General features: G+C 67.1%; 27 protein-coding genes. All 27 read left to right on the top strand.

Going from position 1 to position 24,697, the window contains the following annotated elements; genetic code table 11:
* The first annotated feature begins 5 nt into the window (after positions 1-5).
* The 27 genes from MDN94_RS12240 (at position 6) to MDN94_RS12110 (ending at position 24,649) form a co-directional block, all read left to right on the top strand.
* Entirely contained in the window at positions 6-1,097 is a 1,092-nt protein-coding gene (locus MDN94_RS12240; RefSeq protein WP_482725847.1) for a poly-gamma-glutamate hydrolase family protein, read from the top strand.
* A 101-nt stretch (positions 1,098-1,198) separates the two neighbouring features.
* Complete coding sequence (locus tag MDN94_RS12235; RefSeq protein ID WP_482725846.1) at positions 1,199-2,719, top strand: baseplate J/gp47 family protein; 1,521 nt, start codon at positions 1,199-1,201, stop codon at positions 2,717-2,719.
* Between the two features lie 11 nt (positions 2,720-2,730).
* Positions 2,731-3,519, top strand: coding sequence for a hypothetical protein (locus MDN94_RS12230; protein WP_482725845.1), 789 nt, complete (start codon positions 2,731-2,733; stop codon positions 3,517-3,519).
* Positions 3,520-3,526: 7 nt separating this feature from the next.
* On the top strand, positions 3,527-6,436 hold the full coding sequence (locus MDN94_RS12225; protein WP_482725844.1) for a hypothetical protein: 2,910 nt from the start codon (positions 3,527-3,529) through the stop codon (positions 6,434-6,436).
* On the top strand, positions 6,433-8,511 hold the full coding sequence (locus MDN94_RS12220) for a hypothetical protein (protein ID WP_482725843.1): 2,079 nt from the start codon (positions 6,433-6,435) through the stop codon (positions 8,509-8,511). Before MDN94_RS12225 ends, MDN94_RS12220 begins: the two co-directional genes overlap by 4 nt.
* Before the next feature lie 464 nt (positions 8,512-8,975).
* A complete protein-coding gene (locus MDN94_RS12215; protein WP_482725842.1) occupies positions 8,976-9,857 on the top strand; it encodes a hypothetical protein in 882 nt (293 codons plus the stop codon).
* A 127-nt stretch (positions 9,858-9,984) separates the two neighbouring features.
* Positions 9,985-10,365 carry a hypothetical protein gene (locus MDN94_RS12210; RefSeq protein WP_482725841.1) on the top strand — a complete coding sequence of 127 codons (381 nt, stop codon included), beginning with the start codon at positions 9,985-9,987 and terminating at the stop codon, positions 10,363-10,365.
* Positions 10,366-10,533: 168 nt separating this feature from the next.
* Positions 10,534-11,067, top strand: a complete 534-nt coding sequence (locus tag MDN94_RS12205; RefSeq protein ID WP_482725840.1) for a hypothetical protein — start codon at positions 10,534-10,536, stop codon at positions 11,065-11,067.
* Complete coding sequence (locus tag MDN94_RS12200) at positions 11,064-11,726, top strand: ATP-binding protein (protein ID WP_482725839.1); 663 nt, start codon at positions 11,064-11,066, stop codon at positions 11,724-11,726. Before MDN94_RS12205 ends, MDN94_RS12200 begins: the two co-directional genes overlap by 4 nt.
* Before the next feature lie 8 nt (positions 11,727-11,734).
* The gene (locus tag MDN94_RS12195) at positions 11,735-12,175 is read left to right on the top strand and encodes a hypothetical protein (protein WP_482725838.1); all 441 of its coding nucleotides are present in this window, start codon (positions 11,735-11,737) and stop codon (positions 12,173-12,175) included.
* Positions 12,175-12,453: a hypothetical protein gene (locus MDN94_RS12190; RefSeq protein WP_482725837.1), complete on the top strand. Its 279-nt coding sequence runs from the start codon at positions 12,175-12,177 to the stop codon at positions 12,451-12,453. The genes MDN94_RS12195 and MDN94_RS12190 overlap by 1 nt, the downstream gene beginning before the upstream one ends.
* A complete protein-coding gene (locus tag MDN94_RS12185; RefSeq protein ID WP_482725836.1) occupies positions 12,450-13,682 on the top strand; it encodes a DnaB-like helicase C-terminal domain-containing protein in 1,233 nt (410 codons plus the stop codon). The genes MDN94_RS12190 and MDN94_RS12185 overlap by 4 nt, the downstream gene beginning before the upstream one ends.
* Positions 13,660-14,634 (top strand): toprim domain-containing protein, encoded by a 975-nt coding sequence (locus tag MDN94_RS12180; protein ID WP_482725835.1) that lies wholly within the window; start codon positions 13,660-13,662, stop codon positions 14,632-14,634. Before MDN94_RS12185 ends, MDN94_RS12180 begins: the two co-directional genes overlap by 23 nt.
* On the top strand, positions 14,634-16,214 hold the full coding sequence (locus tag MDN94_RS12175; RefSeq protein ID WP_482725834.1) for a DEAD/DEAH box helicase: 1,581 nt from the start codon (positions 14,634-14,636) through the stop codon (positions 16,212-16,214). Before MDN94_RS12180 ends, MDN94_RS12175 begins: the two co-directional genes overlap by 1 nt.
* A 162-nt stretch (positions 16,215-16,376) precedes the next feature.
* Positions 16,377-16,784 (top strand): hypothetical protein, encoded by a 408-nt coding sequence (locus MDN94_RS12170; RefSeq protein ID WP_482725833.1) that lies wholly within the window; start codon positions 16,377-16,379, stop codon positions 16,782-16,784.
* Positions 16,781-17,239 (top strand): MerR family transcriptional regulator, encoded by a 459-nt coding sequence (locus MDN94_RS12165; protein WP_482725832.1) that lies wholly within the window; start codon positions 16,781-16,783, stop codon positions 17,237-17,239. The genes MDN94_RS12170 and MDN94_RS12165 overlap by 4 nt, the downstream gene beginning before the upstream one ends.
* Positions 17,240-17,242: 3 nt before the next feature.
* Entirely contained in the window at positions 17,243-17,992 is a 750-nt protein-coding gene (locus tag MDN94_RS12160) for a hypothetical protein (RefSeq protein WP_482725831.1), read from the top strand.
* A 95-nt stretch (positions 17,993-18,087) separates the two neighbouring features.
* On the top strand, positions 18,088-19,968 hold the full coding sequence (locus MDN94_RS12155; protein ID WP_482725830.1) for a DNA polymerase: 1,881 nt from the start codon (positions 18,088-18,090) through the stop codon (positions 19,966-19,968).
* A 22-nt stretch (positions 19,969-19,990) separates the two neighbouring features.
* Complete coding sequence (locus MDN94_RS12150; RefSeq protein WP_482725829.1) at positions 19,991-20,353, top strand: hypothetical protein; 363 nt, start codon at positions 19,991-19,993, stop codon at positions 20,351-20,353.
* Positions 20,346-20,753, top strand: a complete 408-nt coding sequence (locus MDN94_RS12145; RefSeq protein WP_482725828.1) for a hypothetical protein — start codon at positions 20,346-20,348, stop codon at positions 20,751-20,753. The genes MDN94_RS12150 and MDN94_RS12145 overlap by 8 nt, the downstream gene beginning before the upstream one ends.
* Positions 20,750-20,929, top strand: a complete 180-nt coding sequence (locus tag MDN94_RS12140; RefSeq protein ID WP_482725827.1) for a hypothetical protein — start codon at positions 20,750-20,752, stop codon at positions 20,927-20,929. The genes MDN94_RS12145 and MDN94_RS12140 overlap by 4 nt, the downstream gene beginning before the upstream one ends.
* Before the next feature lie 64 nt (positions 20,930-20,993).
* Entirely contained in the window at positions 20,994-22,040 is a 1,047-nt protein-coding gene (locus MDN94_RS12135) for a RecA family protein (RefSeq protein WP_482725826.1), read from the top strand.
* Entirely contained in the window at positions 22,040-22,354 is a 315-nt protein-coding gene (locus MDN94_RS12130; RefSeq protein ID WP_482725825.1) for a hypothetical protein, read from the top strand. The genes MDN94_RS12135 and MDN94_RS12130 overlap by 1 nt, the downstream gene beginning before the upstream one ends.
* Positions 22,354-22,719 (top strand): WhiB family transcriptional regulator, encoded by a 366-nt coding sequence (locus MDN94_RS12125; protein ID WP_482725824.1) that lies wholly within the window; start codon positions 22,354-22,356, stop codon positions 22,717-22,719. Before MDN94_RS12130 ends, MDN94_RS12125 begins: the two co-directional genes overlap by 1 nt.
* Positions 22,701-23,606: a hypothetical protein gene (locus tag MDN94_RS12120; protein WP_482725823.1), complete on the top strand. Its 906-nt coding sequence runs from the start codon at positions 22,701-22,703 to the stop codon at positions 23,604-23,606. The genes MDN94_RS12125 and MDN94_RS12120 overlap by 19 nt, the downstream gene beginning before the upstream one ends.
* The gene (locus MDN94_RS12115) at positions 23,603-24,070 is read left to right on the top strand and encodes a hypothetical protein (protein ID WP_482725822.1); all 468 of its coding nucleotides are present in this window, start codon (positions 23,603-23,605) and stop codon (positions 24,068-24,070) included. The genes MDN94_RS12120 and MDN94_RS12115 overlap by 4 nt, the downstream gene beginning before the upstream one ends.
* Positions 24,071-24,649, top strand: coding sequence for a hypothetical protein (locus MDN94_RS12110; RefSeq protein WP_482725821.1), 579 nt, complete (start codon positions 24,071-24,073; stop codon positions 24,647-24,649).
* Positions 24,650-24,697 lie beyond the last annotated feature (48 nt).

Genomic DNA, 24,697 nt, shown 5'->3' with positions numbered 1-24,697 from the left:
GCACCGTGACCTACCCCAGCTACCGGTACCTGGCAGCCGATAAGGCCCTCGGCATCGACTACGACACCCGCACTCGGTACGGGAGCGGCGACTACCTCATCCACTTCGCCATCCACGGCGGCGGCATCGAGCCGCCCACCTCCCAGCTCGCCGTCTACTGCGCCGGCACCTCCGGCGCCTACTACGTCTTCGAGGCGCTCAGCGACCTGACGGCTGCCTCCCTGACGTTGCCGGCCGACGCGTTCGACGACCCCTTCGCCGTGGTCAACGTCGGCAACTCGACCCGCAGCGTGTCGTGGCGCGGTGTGGAGGACCAGCGCGAGGCCGAGGAGGTGGTGTACGTCAGCGGTCTCGACACCGTCCTGGTCTCGCTCATCACCCAGGAGCTGCGCGGTGCCGGATTCGTGGTCGACACCCCGCCTCTGCGTTTCGGAGGTGACGACGCGCAGAACCTGGTGAACAAGAACCGGCTGGGCGCGGGTGTCCAGCTCGATCTCACCCGGTCGCTGCGCCGGTCCCTGTATGCCTCGGGGGATCTGTCCTCGGCGGCCGTGGCCAACCCGGACAACCGCCTGCCCGCGTTCTTCGCCCTCGGGGACGCGGTCAAGCGCGCCTGCGCCCTGGTGCCGCTCAGCACGGACACCCCCGAGGTTGCCCCGGTCATTCCGTCCACCGGCCCCCGCGACACCAGCGTCTCCACAGCCATGCGCACCCCGTTCGCCATCGACCACACCGGGGCAGTGGCCTCGACCACCGACCCGCGTGAGCAGCTCGTAGACCGCGTCGCCGCCCTGGTGGGCACGCTGCCCGGCGAGCGCGTCATGCGCAGCACCTACGGGGTGGCGACCAGCGCGGCGCTTTTCGAGGTCAGTGCGGAAGCGGCGGATGACCAGCTCCAGCGGGCGGTGCACAGCGCGGTGCAGACGTGGGAGCCGTCTGCCGTGGTCTCCACCATCGACGCCATGGTCAACCAAGATCTCGGGACGGTGCACATCAACGTCCAGGTCTCCCGCGCCGACGTGCCCGGCGCCGAGCAGGACACCACGCGTACGGTCGGTGTCCTTGTGGGAGGAACGGTGGTGTCCACTCCGGAGTAGGAATTAACCGGGGACCGCCCCGGACCGTAGAATCCCACTATCAGGCCGGCACACATTTCTCACTCGATCCCGCTGGCGGGAACCGAGAGGAAGTGCGTGCAGTGGCAGAATCCGCGCCGGCGGCGCAGGTCGACTACACCTCGCGGGATTTCACCGGCTACCGCGACGCACTCCTGGCCTACGCCCAGGAAATCCTTCCCGAGTGGACTTCACGGAGTCCGGCGGATTTCGGCGTCGTCATGGTCGAGCTTTTCTCCTACCTCGGCGACATCATCTCGTTCTACCAGGACCGCATTCAGGACGAGGCATTTCTCACGACCGCCACACAGCGCTCGTCCGTCGTGGCCATCGCCCAGCAGCTCGGGTACCAGCCCCACGCCGCGACCCCGGCCACCGGGCAGGTCGCTTTCTCTCCAGCTCCGGGCCTGACCTCTCCCGTCGTGCTGCCGGCCGGCACTCAGCTCATCACCTCGCACATCGCCTCCCTCGACCGCGCGCTGACCTACGAGACGGCCACCGACCTCGTCGTACCGGCGTACACCACCCCGGCACCGCAGGTCGTCGCCCTGGTCACCGAGGGCGCCACCCAGGGAAGCCGCTCCCTGGCTCTGTACGCCGCCAGCTCGGACCAGGCGGCCACGACTGTCCGCGTGGAGGACATCGGCGCGTCAGACGGCACCCAGAGCCAGACCTTCGCCCTGGCGCAGTCGCCCGTCCTGCTCGACAGCGTGCGGGTCTTCCTGGACGACGGCGTGGGCGGCACCGAGTGGACCCGCGTCAGCGACTTTCTGCTCACCCGGTCCTCGGACCAAATCTTCACGGCGGTGACCGACGACCAGGGCATCACCCGGATCACGTTCGGCGACGGGACGAACGGAGCGATCCCCGCCTCGGGGATCAAACTCGCCGCCGCGTACCGGACCGGCGGCGGGGCGTACGGCAATCTGCCACAGGGCAGCATTCTCGACCTGGCCGAGGGCGTCCCCGGCGTCGTGATCGCAGGGTCCTCCCCCATGGCCGGCGGAGCCGACGAGGAGACCACCGACCAGATCCGTGTCAACGCCCCGAGGGTGTTCCGCGCGCAGGGCCGTGCGGTCAGCGAGCAGGATTACGCCGATCTCGCGCTCAGCGTCGCCGGCGTGGCCGATGCCCGCGCGGTCGTCCGCTCGGCCAGCGCTGTCACCCTCTTCGTCATCGGCCCGAACAACATCCTTCCCTCGGAGGGACAGCGGGACACGGTCGCGCAGTACGTGCAGGCCCGCGCCCTTTCCGGCGTGATCATCAACGTCGCCAACGGGACCTTGGTGCCGGTCAACATCGGCTCGTCCAGCTCGCCCGTCCTGGTCTCGGTGCTGCCGCGCTACCGGCGCGACACCGTCAAGCTCGCGGTCCAGCAGGCCATCCAGAAAGCCTTCACCCCGCCGGCGACCACCTTCGGCTCCCGGATTTCCATCTCGCATCTGTACCAGGCGATCCAGGACGTGCCCGGCGTGGACTGGGCGGTCGTACAGCTCATGGCCCGCACCGACCTCCCGCAGAGCGGCACGGCCGACGTCTTCTGCCGGGACCACGAGATCCCGATCATCGGCAACCTCGTCATTACCGCCAGCGGCGGAGTATAGGAGCCAGTCTCATGCCCGCCGTGTACCCGGTTTCCGTCCGGAGCTTCACCCCGAAAACAGACAATGTGGACGTCGTCTGGGCCGCGCACGTCAACGACCTGCAAAACGAGGTGGCGGCCGTGGAACGCACGGTGGGCACCAGCCCGCACGTGTGGACCGGCTGGTCGCCTTCCGGGGTCAAGCCGCTGGTGTGGCCGCCCCGTCCCGGTGCCATGACCACCAAGACGCCCGCCCCGATCGCGAATTTCGGTGCCGCGAAGACATACTCGACGGTCGCGGAGCGCCTCTCGGCGATCCAGCAGCAGGAGACATGGCTGACGCTCATGGTGCAGCTCCTGGCGGGACAGTCCGGGGCGGCCAAGCCGTTCAAGCCTGCGGCTGCCGTCATTCGAGCCCCGGGAATGAAGGTCCCCGCAGGGGAAGGAAAGTGGGCCGCATTCCGATGGGGCGCGGCGGACTACGACCCGAACCGGATGTACCAGGGCGGCAGCAACATCGTCGCGCCGATGACGGGATTCTGGGATGTCTCGGTCAACGTGTGGGCGGATTCCACCACACGAATCGCCAACGATCTGCATTTCGTCCATGTCCGTCTCATGCGCGGCAATGACGAAGTCGCCGGCCAGGACAGCCTCATCGAAACCCGGACGTGGATCAGGCACCGCATCAACCTTTCCTGGCAGGGCCGTTGGAATGCGGGGGTCCCGATGCAGGTCCATGTAAGCCAGCACGGCGCGAGCGACAACACGGTGGACGCCAACGCGGTCATCAGCCTGTCTTTCGTCCGCGACCTTACGTGAGGCTGGAATGGGCGTCTACGAACTCGACATCTACGCCAAAACCCTCTACGGCGCGCCGCTTTTCGTCTCCTTCGACTCCGCCATGTCCGCCGAGCAGCACGGATACGGGTCACTGGAGGTCTCCTGGGATACCCCGATCCAGGCCAGCAGCTCCCAGGTGCTCGCCGGCGTCAAGACGTGGACGCGGCTGCGCCTGGTCCGCAACACCTATGGGGTGCCGGAGACGGAGAGCGACGGCTGGGTGATTCTGGAGTCCTCCGCCAGCGACCCCGGCAACCGGTACCTCGACGACACGGTGGTGCCGGGCAGGGTCTACTACTACGCCCTTTTCGTGTCCACGGCCGCCGACGCCTACAGCTCGACCGCCACCTACTATCCCGGTGACCTGGCCTCCTACGGCGGCGCCGTGTACACGGCCACTCAGACGGCGACCGGCCTCCAGCCCGACACCAACCCGCTGTACTGGAGCGCCACCGGCGGCAGCGAGACCTGGTACCGGTCCGGTGGGTGCGTCGGCCTGGCCGTACAGGACTTCCGGCACACCGAGCTGCTGTACGACCGCATCCCGCGCCCGTACAAGGTCGAGGTGGTGGAGAGCACCGCTTCGTCCATTCCCGTCAACGAGCAACTGGCCCGATTCTGCGGCCTGTTCGGGTACTTCTTCGACGTCATGAAATGCGAGCACGACCAGTTGGTGCGCATGAATGACGTCATGCAGTGCACGGACCGGCAGTTGATTCTGCTCGCGCAGGAGATGGGGATCGCGAGTTCGCTGCCGGCCCTGCCGGAACTGCGACGGTCCTATGTCAAAAACGCGGCACTCGTCCGGCGCGACCGTGGCACTGTCGAGTCGACGGCCAAGCTGGTCAAGGCGCTCACCGGCTGGGACGCCGACATTCTCATCGGGTACAACCAGTTGCACGACCTGGACGAGGCCGCTTTCGCCTCGCCCTCGTATCCGGCGTGGCAGCGCGACACGGTCTACCACACGACCGTCGGCAGCCAGCTCTACTCGGACATCGTCAGCTACAACGGCTCCCTCTACTCCGCGATCGGCACCCCGCGCCGAGAGTCGCTCTACCTTTCCTACACCGGCTCGAACCCCGTCCGGACCGGCGCCGGTTCCATCGCGAAGGTGGCCGACCGCGTCGCCGACCCCTATCCCGGCTACGTCCGGCTGGAAGAGCCGACCGTCGGCGACACCCTGACCTGGACGTTCGCAGCAGCCAGCGGTGGAGCCGGCTGGTACAACGTGCTCCTCTACGTCCTGGGCGACCCGGCCGGCGGAATCGTCACCGCCAAGGTCAACGGCGTGGACGCGGACGTGGGTCCCATCGACCTCTACAACTCGTCGCGCCAGCAGATCCCCATGATCCTGCTCGGCAACTTCAACCTGACCGCGACGGGCAACACCCTGGTTCTGACCGTCACCGGGAAGAACGCGCTGTCCGAGGGCTACGACATCACCGTCTCCCACCTGATGATGCAGGGCGGCGGCATCAACCTGAACATCCCGCCGACCGGCCACGCGAGTTCCGCCACCTTCTGGCAGGCCGTCGCCCCCAACACGCTGAAGGACACCTCCACCGAGTGGAACCCGCTGACCACCGGGTACGGCGCGTGGAACTTGACCCTGCCCAACGGGACACTCAACCCGGACGTCACGACCACCGCGACCCCCGACTGGTGGATCTCCCCTCAGGGCGCGGCCGTGGGCACCGCCAGCCCCGGCACCGGCAACAGCCTGAACTACGCGGCCTTGTCGACGGCCGGCACACGCGAGGTCTTCCTCGCCGGCCTGGTGCGGGCGGCGACGTGGAGTGCCTCCACCACGTACTCGCCGGGGCAGGCCGTCATCTGGAATCCCCTCGGGTGGGCGTCGGCTCCCGTGTACGTCGCCCGCACGCAGAGCGTGGACCGCCAGCCCGACCTGTACCCGGACAAGTGGGAGCTGACCTCCTACAAGGCGAACATCTCCCCCGAGTCGAGCCGCATCCTCTCCGACGCCGTCTACACCCCCCGGGTCGTTTCCTGGTCGCCGACCCGGAGCTACCAGAAAGGCGCTCGGGTCTCCTGGAGCGGGCACCTGTACGAGGCGGCACGGCCTTCCCTGGGCATCTACCCGACCGGCTACAACACCGACAACCTCTGGTGGCGCTGGTGCGGGCTGAATATCCAGACCTACACCTTCTCCGTCTACCACAACAGGTCTGCTACCTCAGCGGGCTCGGACGTCCGTCTGTTTGCCAACTGGTATAACGCGAACGGTAGTTACGGCGGGGCCGGGTTCGTCGGCAATGAGGCGCAGATCCTGCTGGACCGGTACGAGACAACCCCCGCCTACCCTGTGTCCACAGGCAGTGCCCCGGCCGGGTACACGGTGCCGACCGCAGGGCAGCAGGGTGTATCTATCCCCTGGAACACGACCTGGGGCTCGTGGGTCAACACGCGTGGCGTCGTGTGCCCGAGCACCTGGAGCAGCAGCAGCACCCTGGAGCGGCAGGCGGGCCGGGTGTTGTGGTTCCAGCGCAACTGGGTCTATTCGGCGCTCCCTTCGGGCCATACCGGCGAGCAGGTCTTCGCGACGTTCATGTCTCCGCCGGACAACTCGCTGGCCACCATGGAGCACGGGATCGTCGTGCGGTACAGCTCGACCGCGTACTGGCTGATCTCACGTGACCGGCTGACGTACACCACCGTCACGGTCTCCGGTGGCACCGTCACCGCCGTCAACGTGTCCGTCGTCGCCACGTGGACCCCCATCACGTACGGCGAGCGGGTCCGAGTCCGTAACCGGGCGGCGGACATCTTCGTCGAGGCACGCGGCTATTCAGGGTGGAGGACGCTGGCCAACGTCTCCGATACGCGAAACAACACGGCGACTGGATACGGCCTGTTGGAAAGGGTCCGCACATGACTGTCATTCCTCTGGTACTGGAGGGGACGACGACTAGTACGGGCGTCTTCAACCCCGCGCTCCAGCTCATCACCCAGATCTCGCTGACCGCCGGCCGCAGCACTGGAAACGGCGCCATCACGATCCTCCAGTCCAGCGTGGCCGGCTCTTTCGCGGATTTCGCGCTCACCCCTTACGGGTCGGTCATCTACTCCGACCCGGCGTTTACCTACCCGACGTCTGCGGTGATGCGCGCGGGCAGTACAGACACGGCGAACACGTGGAAGCGGCTCTCGCTCAGCTTGCAGGGACCTGGCCGCGTCTACAGCCCCGGGCCGATCGGGGCGATCTACGGCGCCTACGACTACGCACGCCTGGGGGTCACCTCCGCGTCGATGGCCCTCAACGAGGTCCAGCAGCTCGCCTACGCACAGTTCGAGCGCACACCGCAGGGGTTCGACACGGACACCGACCAGTTCGGCTCGAACCTCCTCGACCTGGAGCAGTCCTCGTACGAGGGCCGCATGCTGTACACGCCCGTCGGCGGGGGCGGCGAGACGAGCCACCTGACTTTCACGCGCACCGCCGAGTACACCTCCTGCGGCATGTACAGCGGGAAGTACGTGTACCAGTCCCCGCCGGCCACCAACTCGTATACGGCTGTGCAGCAGTTCGGCTCGTACCCCAACCTGGTGGGCAAGCGGCAGACCTACGCGGACGTGCGGTACCGTCCCTTCCTGCCCGGCGAAGGTCCACCGGAGGCCCCGGACGGCACCGGCGTCATCACCGGCACACCTATCGCTGCGCCAGCCGTGCTCACCCTCGCCCCCCTTCAGGCCGCCCTGGTGCGCGTCGAGCCCGGCGTCACCTACCAGGCGCAGATCTCGGTGGCCACCGAGGTCGCCGGTCAGCAGGTGTCCTGCGCGATCCTGCGCTACGACGCCAGCTTCAACTTGATCGGCACCTACCAGGCCGGCACCGCCGCGACGACGCTCGGCGGCTACCGCTGGCAGCAGGTCGGCGCCACCCACACCATGGACAGCACCGCCGCCTACGCGGCTGTCGTCCCCCGGGTCACGAGCGGGAGCGCGGCCCGGGTGCAGTTTTTTGTGGATGAGCACCGCATCTGGGTCCCCACCACCCTGTCCTCCAAGGCCGGCGGCGCCTCCCCGGCGCGCCCGTGGCAGCCGCCGCGTCAGCTCATCATCCGCCCCCGCGCCTCGCGCGTGAACTTCGCGAAGAACCCCGGTTTCCAGAACAGCCTCTGGGGCTGGGGGCAGGAGAAGGACGCCTCACTCACCACGGCCTTCACCTTGGCCGTCGGCGGCGGCATCGTGGGCAATGCCGCGCAGTACAGCATCACGACGGCGCCGGTCGCGACTCTGGTCAGCGGTCTCTCGCCCAGGACCGGGGTGGTCTCCGCGACGGCCCAGCCCGCGCTCGTCGACCGGCTCAAGGCGGGCACCGTCTACACCGCGTCGGTCTACGTCCAGCCTCTGGCCGCCCCCGTCCCGGTGACCCTGTGGGCCCACGACGGCACGAACCTGGTCCGGGGCACGAGCACGCCGATTTTCGATCCCACCGGGAACACTTCCTGGACGCGGCTGTCGGTAACGGTCAGGACGTCCGCCACCTACGGCGGCTCCCTGAGCATGAGCCTCGGCTACGCGGCCGACGACGTCGCCCGGGTCTACTCCGCCGTCGCACCGGGGTCCTTGGACGCGGTGTGGCAGCAGCTCGACGACGACCCGGCCGGCTACAGCGACTGGAGCCAGACCGCCACGTACGCCATCGGCGACCACGTCGTCCGCGACGGCGTGGTGTGGGAGGCCCTCGTGCCCAACGGGCCCTACGCCAACGTCGGCCCGCTCACGTTCCGCTTCGATCACCTCCTGGTCGAACAGGCCGACAAGGTCGGCACGTACTTCGATGGCAACGACCCTTCCGCCGACTACATGTGGGAGGGCACCCCCGGGGATTCCCGCTCGCACTATTACCGGGGAAAAAGGGTGTCCCAATACCGTCTGGACCAGCTCCTTCAGCGGCAGATCGGTGTGGGCGCGTCGTACCGGATCGTGTACGCCAGCGCCCCGTGACCCGGGAATCGCCATGTACCTACTCGTCCTCGCACTCGCCACCTTCTTCGTCTGGGAGGCGCTGCTGCGCCCTCTCGTGACGCTCGTGTGCTCCGCCCTGCGCTTCCCCGACATGCTCGCCGGGTATTTCAAGGCGCTCACGGCCGCCGGCACCGCCTTGGCGCTAGCCCATTGGGTGGACGAGCGTTTTTTGATCCCCCTCGCGGCGGCTTCGGTCACCGGTGTTCTGAGTCTTCTGAGCCATTCGAGTGAGGCACCTCAAATTGCCACAGTGACTCGGAGCAGGGCCAGACGAGGGATGCCTATGCCCGGTCCGTAGAGGTCAGACCTGCTGTCTCACCCCGGCGGGCTACATTGCGCCGCGCGAGTGGTTCCAAAACAAAAGGACCTGTCGCCCCTATTTCCGTGCCACCGGTGAGGGCAATATCGCTGTCACCCAGCCGATCAACCCATGTGAGGAAAATATGGCCAACGGGAAGCGGATCGTCTCCCTGGGAATCCTGGGAGCCGCCGAGATCGCGGGCTCCCTCGTCGTCGATGTCCTCAACGACCATTTCGCCATCGGTGCCGAGGACGCCGAGGGGTACTTCGCGCCGTCGGACAGGTACGAGCTGCACCTGACCATCCCGGCCGGCGAGCACGCCACCTCCCAGGGCGTGCACCGCTTTTGGGAGTGGGGCATCCGGTGCGAGCTGCCGTATCAGGCGCTGTGGGACGAGACCACCAGCGACGCTGCCGACGACGTCCTGAGCAACGTCGTCGACCCCGAGGGGGACATCCTGACCGTCAAGGCCCTGGGCCCGGCGATGGTCGAGTTCCTGGCCGGCGCGGAGAACCCGATGCTCCTGTTGCTTTCCACGGACGGCGTGTTCGACGAGGAGACGGCCGAGGCCGCCGCCCAGGCGCTGCGCGTGGGTATCCCGGTCCATGACCTGTCCCGCGCGCTGCTGGAGGTCACCTGGCAGCACCTGCCCGGATACGACCCCCCGCAGGAGGAGACCGGGGAGGAGGGCGGCGAGCCGGGCGCCCTGTCGGTCGTCCCTGACGGCCCCGACGTCACCTTGACCGCCTTCGAGGCCGCCGCCATCAACACGGCGCTGGAGGAGGCCGAGGCGTTCGTGGCCGACCTGACCGTGGGGCTGCACTCCCGCGCGGAGACATTGCGGGGGGCCCTTGTCCAGGGCAGGTCGCTCCTGGCGCCCGACAAGCCGCAGGAGCCGGAGCCGGAGGCCGAGAAGCCCAAGAAGACGCGGCTGGTCATCTTCAACTCGGAGACCGGCAAGTGGGAGCCGGCCGGCCGGGGCCGGCCGCCGAAGGGTGCGCGTACGAAGCGGGTCCCCGCATAAGAAGAGGCCCCGGCGGAAGTGAAGCGGTTTCCGCTGGGGCCTCTTTCTTGGCTGCCACGCCAATCAACACATTCCTCGGGAGAATAGCATGGAACTCGAAATTTCCGTCGATGACATTCTCGCAAGGGTGCCTGGGAGAGCACGGATCGCGTACACGAACCTGTTGACGCACCGGGACACCCGGTACGACGAGGAAACCGGCTGGTCGTGCGCGTACGTCACCCAGCAGGATCTGGCCGACGAAATGCGGGTGTCCTTGCGAACCGCGACCCGAGCCGTAAGTGACCTGCGCAGCATCGGAGTTCTGCGGGTTCTCACCTGGCCCGGGGCCGCGACCGAGACACAGCTCCGTGTACGCGACATCTGCGTCGCGAGCGTCTTCGGACCGGTCCGGGAGGCGCAGCGAGAGATGCCGCACCACCAGCTCGTGGACTGCGCCATCCGGATTCTCGTGCAGCAGAACCACGAGCTGGAAGTCGAGTTCCCCGACGCCCTTGAGGCCGAGTAACTCCGCTGACGCATCAACTGACGTATCGAGCGCACGTATACGTGCTCAAGCAAAAGCCCTAGCTCAAGCAACTAGCTAGGCAAATAGAAACCTTCGGTTTCTATTAGCTGCCCGCGAACATTCGTTCGCGTGCAGTTCTTGGCCCGCCACACCGCCAGGAGACACGACATGGCCCGACGCCACATCGACCCCGACGCCGAGTTCGACGCCACGGCCTGCGCCCAGAAGCTGGTCCGGGACGCCTCAGAACCCTCCCAGGCCCCTCGGACCGCCTGGACCCCTCCCGAGCCCGCTCCGCGCCGCGTCAGGCGCTCACAGGGCCGCTCTTACGGTCCGGACTCCCTGCCCGGCCTGGCGGACTATTTCGCCCGCGCCTGCCCGCCGCTGAGCTGGGCCGGCGGTCTGGAGGTCGGCAACCGCCAGGCCCTCGTCGCCGTATTCAGCGAGCTGCGCCGCGAAGCCGGCCTGACCCCCGAGGACTGCCGGGCCCTGGTCGACCTCTATATCACCCGCCTCGGCGATCGCCGGCCCCAGCGCCCCTACGTCTGGGACTTCAAATGGCAGCGCTTCCACCTCCTGAAGCACCTGCGCGAGCGGGGCGTCACCACGACCGACGCCGACTACGAGAGCTGGCAGGAGCCTGCTCAGAGCGACCGCGCCGACGACGACACCTTCAGCACCTCCTGGGAGACCGCCCGATGATCACCACCCCCATGGACCCCGAGCGCGCCCGCTGGGTCGGCACCGGCATCCCGCCCCGCCTGCGCGGCATCACCCTCAACGACGTCGAGGGGATGGGCAGCCAGTCTCAGGCCATCCGCAAGGCGCGGCACTACGTGGAGGGCTACCGCCCCCAGCAGTCCAAGGACTGGCGCGGCTTCCCGGTCAGCCCGAACGTGTTCGGCCTCGGGCTGCTCTTCGCCGGCCCGCCCGGAACGGGCAAGACGACCCTGGCCGCCGCGATCCTGTGCGAGCTGCGGCGACGGTACGGGACCACGGTCTACTACTCCCGCTACAGCGACCACATCGACCGCGTTCGAAAGCTCGTTCGTGCGGATCAAAGCGTCGGCCCCGAGGAGCTGTCCCGGATTCAGTACGCCGTCGAGCGCGTGGAGTGGGCTGATGTGGTCCTGCTCGACGACGTCGGACACGAGCACACCACGGACACCAAGTTCGCCGAGGACACCCTGGAAAAGCTGCTGCGGCAGCGGTACGACGAGGGGCGGCCCTCGTTGATCACCACCAACCTGACCGGTGATGACTGGGCGAATCGTTACTCCAAGGCTCTGCGCAGCTTCATGGACCAGTGCACCCGCCGGATGATCCTGACCGGCGAATCGCTGCGGCAGGCCGACCGGTGAGCGCCGTCATGGAGCAGTCCGCCCCGCCGGAGGTCTACGTCGTCTGGGAGCACCTGGTCGGTCTCCCCGGCCCGCGCTTCACTCCCGAGCGGTTTGCCCGCCGCCTGCGGCGCCCCCGTGGGCTTTTCGGCAGCGCGCTGGATCTGTACGAGCAGACCAGCGGTCCGGTCGTGGCGGAGATGTGGCGCCTGTGGCAGCGCGACGTACCGGTGCACCTGGTGACCTACCTGCCCGAGGAACTGGCCGGGGATCTGGCCGTGCGGGTGGACGCGGAGTCCATCCCCCACGCGGACCTTCGGATCTCCACCCCCAACGCCATGGCCCGGCAGCTCGGGCTCCAGGGGCCGTCCTGGATTTTCCACGCTCTGCCCGAGCACACCCTGCGCTACGGCTACAGGGGCATCTATGTCCACCCGGAGAGCCCGGAAATCATGAGGGAGGTGGCCTGATGGACTACCGGCCGCCGGCGGGCGAGACCCGTCGCGAAACCGTCCTGCTGATCCCCGACACCGTCGGCAAAGTCGTACGGCTGGAGTCGGAGCTGGGCCTGGAGGGCTACGAGTCCATGCCGCTGATCGGCTGGGCCGTCGTCGCCACCTTCGAGGCCGGCGAGATGCCCCGTCTCACCGTCGAGCCGGTCGTCGAGGACGACTGCCACGGCTCCATCGCACTCGGCGACCTGATGGAGGAGGAGGCCGGCCCTCTGACCGTGCTGGAGATCCTGTGAGCAGCATCGAGGAGGAGGTGATCAGCTACATCGCCCTCACCGGCGATCTGGAGACGGTCACCAGCGCGCGCATCACCGCCGACCATTTCCTCGACCCCGCGAACCGGCAGATCTTCCAGGAGATCGTCGCCTTCAAGGCGGACTTCGGCGAGCCACCCACCCCCGAGGTCATTCAGCGCGACCACCCGACCTTTGCCTTCCGCGAGGAGGGGTCAGGGCCGGTCGACTACCTCGTCCGCGAGCTGCACGAGTCCAGGCTCAGGACCATCATCGACCTCGGCCTGGACGCCGTGGCCGAGGCTCTGGACAAGGGCGGCACGGACAGCGCCCTGCCGCTGCTGCGGATGATGCTCGCGCACGCCAGCACCGCGACCGCGACCTCCCGTGAGATCGACTACGCCTCGACCGGCGCGCAGCGCCTGGAGGTCTACCGGCAGGCGCGCGATAACCCGAACGAACTCCTCGGAATCCCGACCGGGTTCGCCTTCCTCGACAAGATCACCAGCGGTATCCAGCCGCAGCAGATGATCGTGCTGACGGGCCTCGCCAAGTCGTGCAAGACGACGGTCATGCTCGGGATGACCCGGTCGGCGTACGACTACGGCGCCAAGCCGCTGTTGATCAGCTTCGAGATGCCCTACCAGGAGATCGCTCGCCGGCTCGACGGATTCCTGGCCAAGGTCAACCCTCGGAAGCTCCAGACCGGCGAGCTGTCCGCGCGGGAATGGCGGGCCTTGGAAGAGGCTCTGGCCGACCCCTTGGGGGACCAGCCGTACGTCGTGACGGAGGATCGCGCTGGCGCGATGACCCTGACCGGAATCCAGGCGAAGATCGATCAACTCTCGCCGAGCGTCGTGTTCGTGGACGGCGCGTACTTCCTCTACGACGAGATCAGCCGGGAATCCCAAACCCCGATCGCCCTCACCAACATCAGCCGAGGGCTGAAGAAGATGGCGCTGAACAACGACATTCCGATGGTCGTCACCACCCAGTCGCTGGCGCACAAGGTGGGCGCGAAGGGTCTCACCGCGTCGTCCCTCGGATACACCAGCGCCTGGGTCCAGGACGCGGACCTGGTCGTCGGCATGGAGGCCACCGACGAGGACTTCTTCTACCGGATGAAAGTCCTCGCCAGCAGGAACGCGCCGCCCCAGGAGCACCTGATCTCCATCTCCTGGGACCCGCCCCAGTTCGAGGAGGCCGAGGTTGAAGAAGACCTCCCCTACTGACCTGTGGGACAACATCGCCGCGTTCGCGAACCCGGTGCCGTCCGATGTCGCCGGCGTCATGCAGCGGCTCGGCATCGAGATTCTGCGAGAGGTGAGCGGGGACGACTCAACCGAGTTTCTTGCTCGGTGCCCCGCCCACCTTGCTCTGACCGGGAAGGCGGACCGTCGGCCGTCGTTCTCGGTCAACTCCCGGTCGGGGCTCTTCAACTGTTTCTCGTGCGGGTACTCCGGGCCCTTCGTTCAGCTCGTTGAAGACGGGTTGGGGTACTCGCGGGTCGACGCTTTTCGATGGATCGCGCGTCAGGGCGTATACCGCACCCAAAACGACCAGGACGAGGCACCCCGCAAGGACCCAGAGGAGCGGATCACCGAGGCGGCGCTTGCGCTTTTCGAGCCGCCTCCGGCCGACGCTCTCGCCTCGCGGGGACTCACCGCCGACGCGTGCCGGGACTTCGGCGTGTTGTGGGAGCCGAGAAAGCGGCATTGGATTCTTCCGATCCGCGACCCCCGCAACGGGGAGCTGTGGGGGTGGCAGGAAAAGGGAAACAGGTTCTTCCGAAACTACCCTGCGGGGGTTTTCAAATCCCGCACGCTTTTCGGCGACCTCTCCTGGCAGGGCGAGGCCGCGTTCCTCCAGGAATCCCCGCTGGACGCCGTACGGGCCCACGCCCTTGGAATCGACGGGGCTTTCGCCGCGTACGGCGCGCACGTCTCCGAGGCGCAGATGCGGCTGCTCAAGTCCCGTTGCACGACCCTCATCCTCGGCCTGGACAACGACGCCGCCGGCGCTACCTCCCGTGACCGGCTGTACGCGCGCTGGCGCCCGCGCGGTCTGCCGATGCGGTTCCTCGACTACTCCCATACCCGCGCGAAAGACCTGGGCGACATGAGCGACGAGGCCGCCCTGGTGGCGTACGCCCGCGCCCACCACCCGTGGCGCAGGAGGCGCTGATGTTCACCGGCACCCTTCACCCGTACCAGCATGAGGGCGTCGCCCGGATTCTGTCCGACCGGCGCATCCTGGTCGCCTACAGCATGGGCACCGGTAAAACCGTGCTCACCCTCGCCGCCATGGAGCAGATGCTCGGGGAGGGCGACGTACGCCGCTGCGTCATCCTGGTCCCGTCCTCCCTGAAATGGCAGTGGGCCCAAGCCGTCGCCAAGTTCACCGACGCTCCCCAGCGCACCGTCACGCTGCGCGGCAGGAAGCTGACCGTGCCCACCGAGGACGTGTGCGTGGTCATCAACGGAACGCGGGCCAAACGGCGGGAGCAGTGGGAGAGGGCGCAGCACGCGGAGTACATCATCGCGTCCTACGGTTCGGTGCTGCACGACTGGCGTGAGCTGTGCGCGATCCCGGCCGACGCGTTGATTCTCGACGAGGCGACCGCGATCAAGAATTTCGCGGCGCAGACCACGAAGCGGGTCAAGAAATTGAAGCCGCCGGTGCGGATCGCGCTCACCGGCACTCCGGTCGAGAACCTCCCGGAAGAGGTGTTCTCGATCATGGAGTGGGTCAACGCCTCGATCCTGGGGCGCTGGGACCTGTTCGACAAGTCCTTCGTCCTGCGGAACTGGTTCGGGGCGGCCGTGGGCTACAAGAACCTGGACCTGCTGCACCGCAATCTGCGGCGGGGCATGATCCGTAAATCTCGGCTGGACCCTGAGGTCGCGCGGTACTTGCCGGAGGTCTCGGAGACCACGCGCCTGGTGCAGCTCGACAAGACGACCCGCGCCATCTACCGCGCCATCCTGATGGACATCGAGTCCGTGATGAACGAGCTGGCCGAGCAGGGCCGGGAGATCGACATCGCCGCGTACTACGCCGGCGTCCGGCAAGACGCCGGCGGCGCCCAGGGCAAGCTGATGGCCCGTATCCAGGCCGCTCGGATGCTGCTGGACCATCCCCAGCTCCTGATGGACAGCGCGGTCGCCTACCACGAGGGCAAGGGCGGCTCGGAGTACGCGGCCGAGTTCGCCGCCTCCCGCATCGACCTGCCCGACATGCACGGCTCGCCCAAGCTGACCGCGCTCGACGAGCTGGTGGGCACGATGGTCACCGAGGGAGCGAAGGTCGCGATCTTCACCGACTACAGGAAAATGCTGCCGTATCTCGTCGAGCGTCTGGAGAAGCACGGCGACCTCGTCCAGTTCCATGGCCAGCTCAGCTCCGACCAAAAGGCCGGCGTGCTCGCCCAGTTCAAAACCGATCCGGACTGCCGGATTTTCCTCTCCACAAACGCGGGCGGGTACGGGCTCGACCTTCCCGAGGCCCAGTACCTCATCAATTACGACCTGCCCTACTCCAATGGCGTACTGGCGCAGCGCAACACTCGGCACGTGCGGGCGTCGTCGGAATTCGAGCGGGTGCACGTCACCAACCTGGTCGTCGAGGGCACCGTCGAGGAGCGCGTGCAGGCCACGTTGAGGCTCCGTCAGGCCCTCTCTCAGGCTGTAGTCGACGGAACGGGCGCTGGGTCTCTGGACATGGACGTGGAGTCCCTCGCCGAGCACATCGGAAATACTCTCTGAGGCACTCGTATGGCCGATTGGCGGTCATTTTTTAGGCTCGTAGGGTTTCGAGGCATGGAGCTTTCCCAGTAGCTCCTTCGCAACCCACGGGAGCAATGCGTGCCTGACGAAATCAGTATTCCGGCCGCCCCAGACCCCCAGCGAATTCCGATCGATCCCATCGTGCCCGTCTTTCGCCAGTGGGCGGTACTCAAGGCGGAAGTGACGGACCGCACAACGCGCCTGAACAAGCTGCGCGACCAGGTGGTTGCTGCGGTCGAACGGCGCGGCTACAGCGACGACAAGGGCTCGCAGTACCTCGACCTGCCGTTCCCCATCCCGGCCGGCGACGTCGAGTACACCCGCATCAAGCGCGAGCGGCGCGTCTCCATCGTCGCGGACGACGAGGCCGCCGAGCGCATCACCCGGAGCAAGGGCGAGGACGTCTACCGCAGGGCCTTTCCGCCGGTTCCCTCCCTGGACGCGGACGAACTGTTCGTCATGTACCAGGAGGGCCTGCTCACCGAGGCGGAGATGGACGAGATCCTCGTCCAGAAGGAGACGTTCGCTTTCCGGGGGCTGGCGTCATGATCCGCCCCCGTCAGCCGCTGGACGTCTACCCGGGGACTTCTCGCCCGATCGGTGTCCCGCACCCGGCCCAGGGCCCCGCCAGCTCCGGGGAAGTCAGCCGCTGGGACGACGACCCGGTCTACAAGAAAATCAGCGGGTTCTACCGCGAGTTCTTCGCCATCTCCCACCTCGCGGCGGCTCTCGGCCGGTCGACGAAGACTCTCTACAAGTGGGAGACCAACACCCCGCCGCTTTTCCCGAAGGCGACCTGGATCTACAACGGCGATTCCAAGCAGGGCCGTCGGCGCCTCTACACACGCCAGCAGATCGAGGGCGTCGTCCTCATCGCCTACGAAGAGGGCGTCCTTTCAGGGACGAAACGTTTCGTCTCTCACACCGAGTTCCCGGCCCGCTGCCATGAGCTTTTCCGGCAGACGCGAGCCCTCCTTCCCGACCCGATCCACAACTGGAGCTGACTCATGCCCGAAGCCCGTACGTACGGACGCCGCCGCGCCCTGCCTACTCGTCCGGCCGAGGAAGCCGCCCCGCGCGAGCCCGCCTCGTCCCGCAGCAGCGAGGTCGCCCCGCGCCGCGAGGCCATCTCCGGCCGCGTGGTGTCCACCAGCGCCGGGCCGACCGCGATGGCCGGCTGGGACGACGTCGACAAGATCGCCTCGGCCGCCTCCGGCGACTTCTACCTCAAGGTGACCGAGAACCGCACGGTGATCAAGATCCTCTCCGACGGCCCGTTCGACGTCTATGCCTCGCACTGGATCGACGAGATCGACGAAGGCTCCAAGAGCGTGCGCTGCTGGGCGAATCCCGACTGCCCGCTGTGCGTCATCGGGGACAAGGCCAAGAGGTTCTCCGCCTGTTTCGACGTCGTGACCCTGGAGGACCCGGACAACCCGGCCGTCAAGGTGTGGGAAGCCGGAATCAAAATTGCCCGGCAGCTCAAGGACATCGCGACCGACTCCAAGCGCGGCCCGCTCAACCGGCCCGACCTGTACTTCACGATCCGCAAGGAACAAAAGAAGAAGGCGGTCGAGTACACGTTGGAAAGGGTCAAGGACCGCGACCTGGAAGAGGAGTACGGCATCGCGCCGCTCACCGACGAGGAGCTGAGCCGGTTCGTCGGCGAGGGCCACGCGTACGGGGACACGATCAAGGAACCGCTGGACCAGGAGGCCATGGAGGAGCTGGTCCGCATGCTGATGGAAGACGCCTGACAGGCACCACCGCGAGGTAAGGCCCGCGCCGGCTCAACGAGTTCACAACCGCCGGCGCGGGCCCTGGCAATTCCTACCACGCTCAGGGGTCCTCCGTGCAGCTCATCACCGATGCGCGTCAGCTCGAAGACGCCGTCGCTCGCTTTCGCTCCCACGACTCCTACGCTTTCGACGTCGAGACCCTCGGCGAGTACCGGGGCGTACCGGCCGTCAACCAGGTCGCCTGGATCTCGCTGGCGACGCAGGGGGAATGCGTCGTCATCCCCATGGGCCACCCCCACGGCCACAAGCTGCTGAGGAAAGCGTCCTGGCGGAAGAACAAGACCACCGGTGCGCGGGATCAGATCCCCGCCCAGTGGGAGCCGCCGCCCCCGCAGCTCCGCCCGTCCGTCGTCTTCGACGCGCTGGAGGAGCTGCTCTTCTCCGACCGGATCAAGATCGCGCACAACGCGCCTTTCGACCTCCTGTCCGTCGCGAAGTACTACAAGGGGAAGTACCCGCCGCCGCCCTACGGGGACACGATCGTCGCCGCGTGGATGCTCAACGAGAACCGGCCCATCGGTCTCAAGCCTCTGGACAAGGAACGTTGGGGCCTTGTCTACGACACCGAAGAGGTCGGCAAGTGCATCGAAAAGCATCCCTTCGGGAACGTCGCCGACTACGCCTACATGGACGCCAAAACCACCTGGCTCCAGTGGCGGGCCATGCGCCCGCAGATCACGGCCGAGGGTCTGGAGGACATGTGGGCCCTGGAGATGGACGTCCTGCACTGCCTGCTGCACATGGGCGCCGGCGTCCCCGTGGACATCGAGGCCCTCCAGCGGCTCCGCACTGATCTGCGCGCCCGGATGGTCGACCGCGAGGCCGACGTCTACCGGGCCGCCGGCCGCGTCTTCAACATCGGCTCGACTCCGCAGAAACAGAAGGTGCTCTACGAGGAGCAGGGTCTGCGCCCCCGGAAGCTGACGAAGAAGGGCGCCCCCAGCACCGACGCCGAGGCCCTCGCGCCCTACCAGGGCCGCAACGCGGTGGTCGACGCCATCCTCGCCTACCAGGAGGTCTCCAAGTTGCTCTCCACCTACGTGGAGGGCTACCTCGGGAACCCCGAGGAGGACAAGCCGACCCAAATCTTCAACGGCCGGATCTTCCCGATGCTCAAGCAGTACGGGACGGTCACCGGACGGTTCTCTTGTTCCACGCCGAACGTCCAGAACTGGCCCCGCGCCGAGACCGATTTGGGAAAGGCGATCCGCGATCTCGTCGACCCGCCTCCCGGGTTCGTGCTTCTGGTCGCCGACTACGCCCAGATCGAGCAGCGCATCCTCGCCCACTTCGCCGGGAAGGGCGCCCTGTGGCAGGGCTTCTGGGACGGCGTGGACGCGCACACCGCGACCGCCGCAGCGGTCTTCGGCGTCGCCCCCGAGGACGTCACCAAACAGATGCGACAGGTCGCCAAGGCGATCGCGTTCGCGATCAACTACGGCGCCGGCTACCAGAAGGTCGCCGACATGTCGCACACCACGCTGCGCCGGGCCAAGCAGATTCTCGCCGAGCACGAGAAGCAGTTCCCCGAGGTGTACGCCTACAAGGCCAAGCTCCTTCGGACCGTGCGCTCCCGTCGGCCCGAGCCGTACCTGCGCACCCTCCTTGGCCGTAAGCGCCGGCTGTCCGACCTGCTGTCCCATGACCACGGCCGCCGTGCGAAGGCCGAGCGTCAGGTCGTCAACAGCCACATCCAGGGCTCGAACGCCGACATCACGAAGCTCGCGATGGTCCGGCTCCACAAGGGTCTGCTGCCCGACATGCAGATCCTGCTCAGCGTCCATGACGAGATCGCAGCCATGTGCCCCGAGGACATCGCCGAGGAAGGCGCGAAGGTGCTGCACAACGCGATGGCTGGCCCGGAGATGCAGCTCCTTTCCGTTCCGGTCACTACGGACGTGAAAATCTGCCGTCGCTGGAGTGAGGCGAAATAATGCCTCGTTCTACGATTGCGGCATGCATGACATCGAAATCGGAGAAGTGCCGATCCTCTTTCGCGGAATGCTCCGCGACGTCGTCGCCTGCCGCGACTACGACGAAACGTGCCGGCTCCTTGGCCTGGTGCCCGCAGGACCCGACGTGGACGATATCGAGCACCGCGAGTCGCATATGCGGATCGCGGAATTCGGCCCGGTGGCACGTGAGGCGTTCTTCCACGCCGATGTCCTGGCGCTCGTGCTCTACCGGCTTTCCCGCATTCACGACGACGACGAGGACGAGCAGCAGCGGCAGACCTTCCAGGTCGTCAGCCGTACGGCCGTGGCCACCGTCGTCGGCCACCTACTCGAAAAGGGACTACTGGGAGTGTGTGATGACTGACTTCTGGCTCAACAAGCTCCGCGAGGCCGGCGGCGGCGCACCGCCCGCGCCCCAGGCCGGCCTCACGCCCACCGGCACCCCGTGGTGGGCCCACCCCACCTACCCCTCCGCCCAGCAGCCGGCGCAGCCGCAGCAGCCCCCGCAGGCGCCCCAGGGCGCCTACCGGACGGACAAGGCGCAGTCGGCCCGGCAGACCGAGCTGTGCCCGTCCTGCGGCAGCGAGCAGTACTGGCGCCCGACCCCCAACACCCGGCCGACGTGCAACGACTGCCACTACCCGGTGCAGAACTCGACGCAGGGCGTGATGGTCGCCAACAACTCCAGCGCTCCGACCCGGGCGTCCGTGCACCAGGCCAAGGGGTCCGGCTACCAGCCGACCGTGATCGTGGGGCGACTGTGACTCGACTGCTCGCACTCATTCTCGCGATCACGGCCGGCGCCGTCGCGATCTTCCTGGCCGTGGCGCCCGCAAAGGAGAGTGCCACTCCCCGAATCCCGGACAAGCCGCCGGTCGGCGCACCGGCGTGGACGCACATCTGCCTCGGAATGGTGAGCGACCCCGAGTGGTGCAATTAAAAGTTTAAAATGCACCACCCGTTTGGCGCTGTGCGGTATTTTTTCCTGTCCATACGGTCGGGATATGCCGCTCGATGACGAGGCCCGCGCACTCATGGCGCGGATCAACAAAGCACACGGCCCAGGCGCAGTAGTTGTCGCCTCGACAATGCCCTTCGTCCCCCGCTTCGCGACGGGATCTCTTTCGCTCGACGTGATGCTCGGCGGGGGATGGCCGGGCAATCAGTGGAATGAGATCGTCGGCGCGGAGTCCTCTGGCAAGACGACCGTCGTCCACAAGACCATCGCCGCGAACCAGAAGCTGAACCCGGACTTCCAGACCTTCTGGGTCGCGGCGGAACACTACGACGCCGAATGGGCAACCGCTCTCGGTGTCGATATCGACCGGGTTGCCGTCTACTCCACGAATGCGATGGAGGACGCGTACACCGCGATGCTGAAGGCAGCGGAATCCCGCGCTTTCGACGCCGTGGTCCTCGACTCCTACCCCGCCCTGGTGGCGGCGGACGAGGAGGCCAAGGACATGGACCAGGCGACCATCAGTGCCGGAGCCCGCGTGACGGGCAAGTTTTTCCGCAAGGTGGGCTCCGCGACCCGCCGCTCCCTGATCGAAGTCGAACGCCCCCTCCTGGCGCTCATCATCAACCAATGGAGGGATCAAATCGGCGGCTGGTCCCCAGCCGGCGTGACCCCCAAAACCTCCCCCGGCGGGAGGGCGAAAAACTACGCGTACTACACGCGCGTTGAAGCCAGCCGGACGGAATGGATCGACGAGAAGCGGCCCGGCGGCGGCAAAGTCCGCGTAGGTCAGGTCATCAAGCTCAAGACGATCAAGTCCAAGTCGGCCGCCCCGCAGCAGGTGGCGACGGTGAAGTTCTACTTCGCTGACTCGACCACCGGAATCGTCAAGGGCGAGTACGACACCACCGCCGAGATGGTGACCATGGGCCTGCTCTACGGCGTCATCCGCCTCGACGGCAGTTGGTACAAGTACGGCGATCACCAGTGGCAGGGCGAAGCGAAAATGCGCGCCGCCATCGCCCAGGATCTCGACCTCCAGGACCAGCTCAGCGAGGACGTCATGGCCCGCGTCCGTCTCGGCGTTGCCTGATGGACCGCCGGATCAAAAGCTCCCGCGATCAGGAAAAGCGCCTCGCCCGCAAGATGCGCGGCACCACTACCGCCGGCTCCGGAAATGGGTGGGCTGTGAAGAACGACGTCCGGAACGAGAAGTGGTCCATCGAATGCAAGACGACTGCCAGCACCCGGTTCACCCTCACCCATGCCGACCTGGTCAAGGCGGAGACCAACGCCATTCTCGACCTGCGGGAGATGGCCTTCGCCATTCAGATGTGCGACCGGAACTGGATTGTCGTCTCAGAGGAAACGTTCCTGCGGCTGATAGAGGACCAGGAGGGCACCTGATGGGCATCCGCGCCGTGATCACCGCTCCGGACTGGTCCGACACACACCGCCGGGGAGAGGCGAAGTGTCGCGCCCCCCAGCTCATCCCGACGCGAGGCGCCGACCTGTTCTTCGAGAACGAGAGCCTCTCGATGGCCATCTGCAACGGGGACTTCGACGGCGTCGTCTGCCCCCGGCGCACCGAGTGCCTATACGTCGCCATGGTCAACCGCGAGAACTACGGCGTCTGGGGCGGCATGACCCCCCGGGACCGGCTCGCGCTGCGTATGCGCTACCCGGGCATGCCCGAGCGCTGGACCTGGCACCCCCCGATCGAAGAAGCCCTCCCAGACCCCGAGGAGCAGCAGTGGTCAGCCGCGTCGTGAAGGGCGGACCCCGCCTCACCGAGTACCTCGCCGCCAGTAAGGCGATCGAGCCGCTGTGGGGGGACCTCCAGAAGCACGTCCTGGTCAAGGCCGCCGGCCCCTCGGGGCGCCGGCAGGACGTCATGCACCCCTCCGAAATGGTCAAGCCCACCTGGTGCCACCTCGCGGCCTTCCACCGGCTCCGTCTGGAGGCAGAGGCCCCCGACCGGGGGAAGACGAGCTTTACGCGCGAGAACATCTTCGAGGAGGGGCACCGCACCCACTCGAAGTGGCAAGGCTGGCTCGTCGAGATGGGCCGCCTCGCCGGAGACTGGTTCTGCCTGTACTGCGAGAACCGCTTCTGGTGTGACACCACGCCCGAAGGCTGTGAGGCCTGCGACGCCCCGCCCGCAGCTCTCCAGTACGCCGAGGTGCCGCTAGAGTCCACCGCGCTGCGGATCGGCGGCAAGGCCGACGGCTACAGCCCCGAGGACGGCGCCCTGGTCGAGATCAAGACTCTGGGTCTGGGGAGCCTGCGTTACGAGCGCCCGGACTTCCTCGCCCGGTACGAGGTCGACTCCAAGCACGGCGTGGTCCACGACCTGACCCGGCTGTGGCGGGACTTCCGCCGGCCGCTGCCCAGCGCGGTCCGCCAGACCCAGCTCTACATGTACCTGGCGACCCATTTCGAGGATCTGCCCTGCGACCGCTGCGTCTTCTTCTACGACTTCAAGTCCACGCAGGAAACGAAGTGTTTCACCGTCGCCTACGACGAGAAGTTCTCCGAGCCGCTGATCGAGGCCGCAGCCGCCATCGTCGACTGCCTGGCCGCTGACACCCCTCCCTACTGCAACTTGAACGGGCGTGCGGGCTGCGCGTCCTGCCTCGAATTCAAGGAGAACGAATGAGCGCCGCCGACGAGATGTGGGAGCACCTGGAGAAGGTCGGCTTCGACAAGGAGGAGAAGCCCGACGGTTTCCTGCCTCAGCTCCCCGCCGACATCACCGGCCTGGACGACCGACAGCTCATGGTGCTGTACGGCGAGTACGTCTCCTGGACCGCGTACGCCGCCATGCGGCTGGTGGAGGCCCGCGCCAACGTCAGGGCCGCCAAGCAGAACCTCGACCTCTCCTCCGCCCGAGCCGCGCTCGCCGCGTCCACCGAGAAGACGGTGGCCGGCCGCAAGGCGGCAGCGTCCGCCGATGCCCAGGTCCAGGAGGACGAGACCCGCTACCTCAACGCGCAGTCGTTGGCCGAGGCCCTGGACATGGTGCACAGGAACGCCGAGGCCCGAGCCAATTTCTGCTCGCGCGACCTGTCCCGCCGTCAGAACTCCACCGCCGATACCCGCTACAGCAAGTGGGGGGTCTGAATGCCCCGCATCTCCATCGGCATCGACCAGTCCTACACCGGCTGCGCCATCGTCCACTACAACTCCACCACCGGCACCGCGAACGAGACCGTCTTCGACTTCTCCCCGAAGACCGCCGGCACCGGTATCCAGCGTCTCCAGCACGTCCACCAGACCCTCTACGTCCACCTCGAAGCGAACAGCATCCACGGGCAGACCACGCACATCTGCTACGAGGGCTACGCCTACGGCTCCAAGTACCGGCGCGAGGAGCTGGGCGAGCTGGGCGCCGCGATGAAGCTGGCCCTGGCCGATGTCTACCCCGACCACATCGAGCGCCGTATCCACGCGGTCGCCCCAGCCACCGTGAAGAAGTTCGTCACCGGTAGCGGCAACGCGCAGAAAGACAAGATGCTGCTCGCCGTCTACATGCGCTGGCAGTACCAGGCCGGCAGCCACGACGCGGCCGACGCCTACACCCTGGCGAGGATCGCGGAGGCCCTGGCCACTCCCGAGCCGCCGGAGCTGAAGTTCCAGCAGGAAGTACTCGACACCATCCGCAAGCCGCCGAAGAAGGCCCGAGCCGCCACGCCGGCATAACGGATACTAATTCGACCCCCCTACGCTCCCTGCATCAGCTCAAATGCA

It is taken from the genome of Streptomyces sp. WAC00040 (genome assembly GCF_056835925.1).
This window is presented reverse-complemented; position numbering and strand designations above follow the sequence as displayed.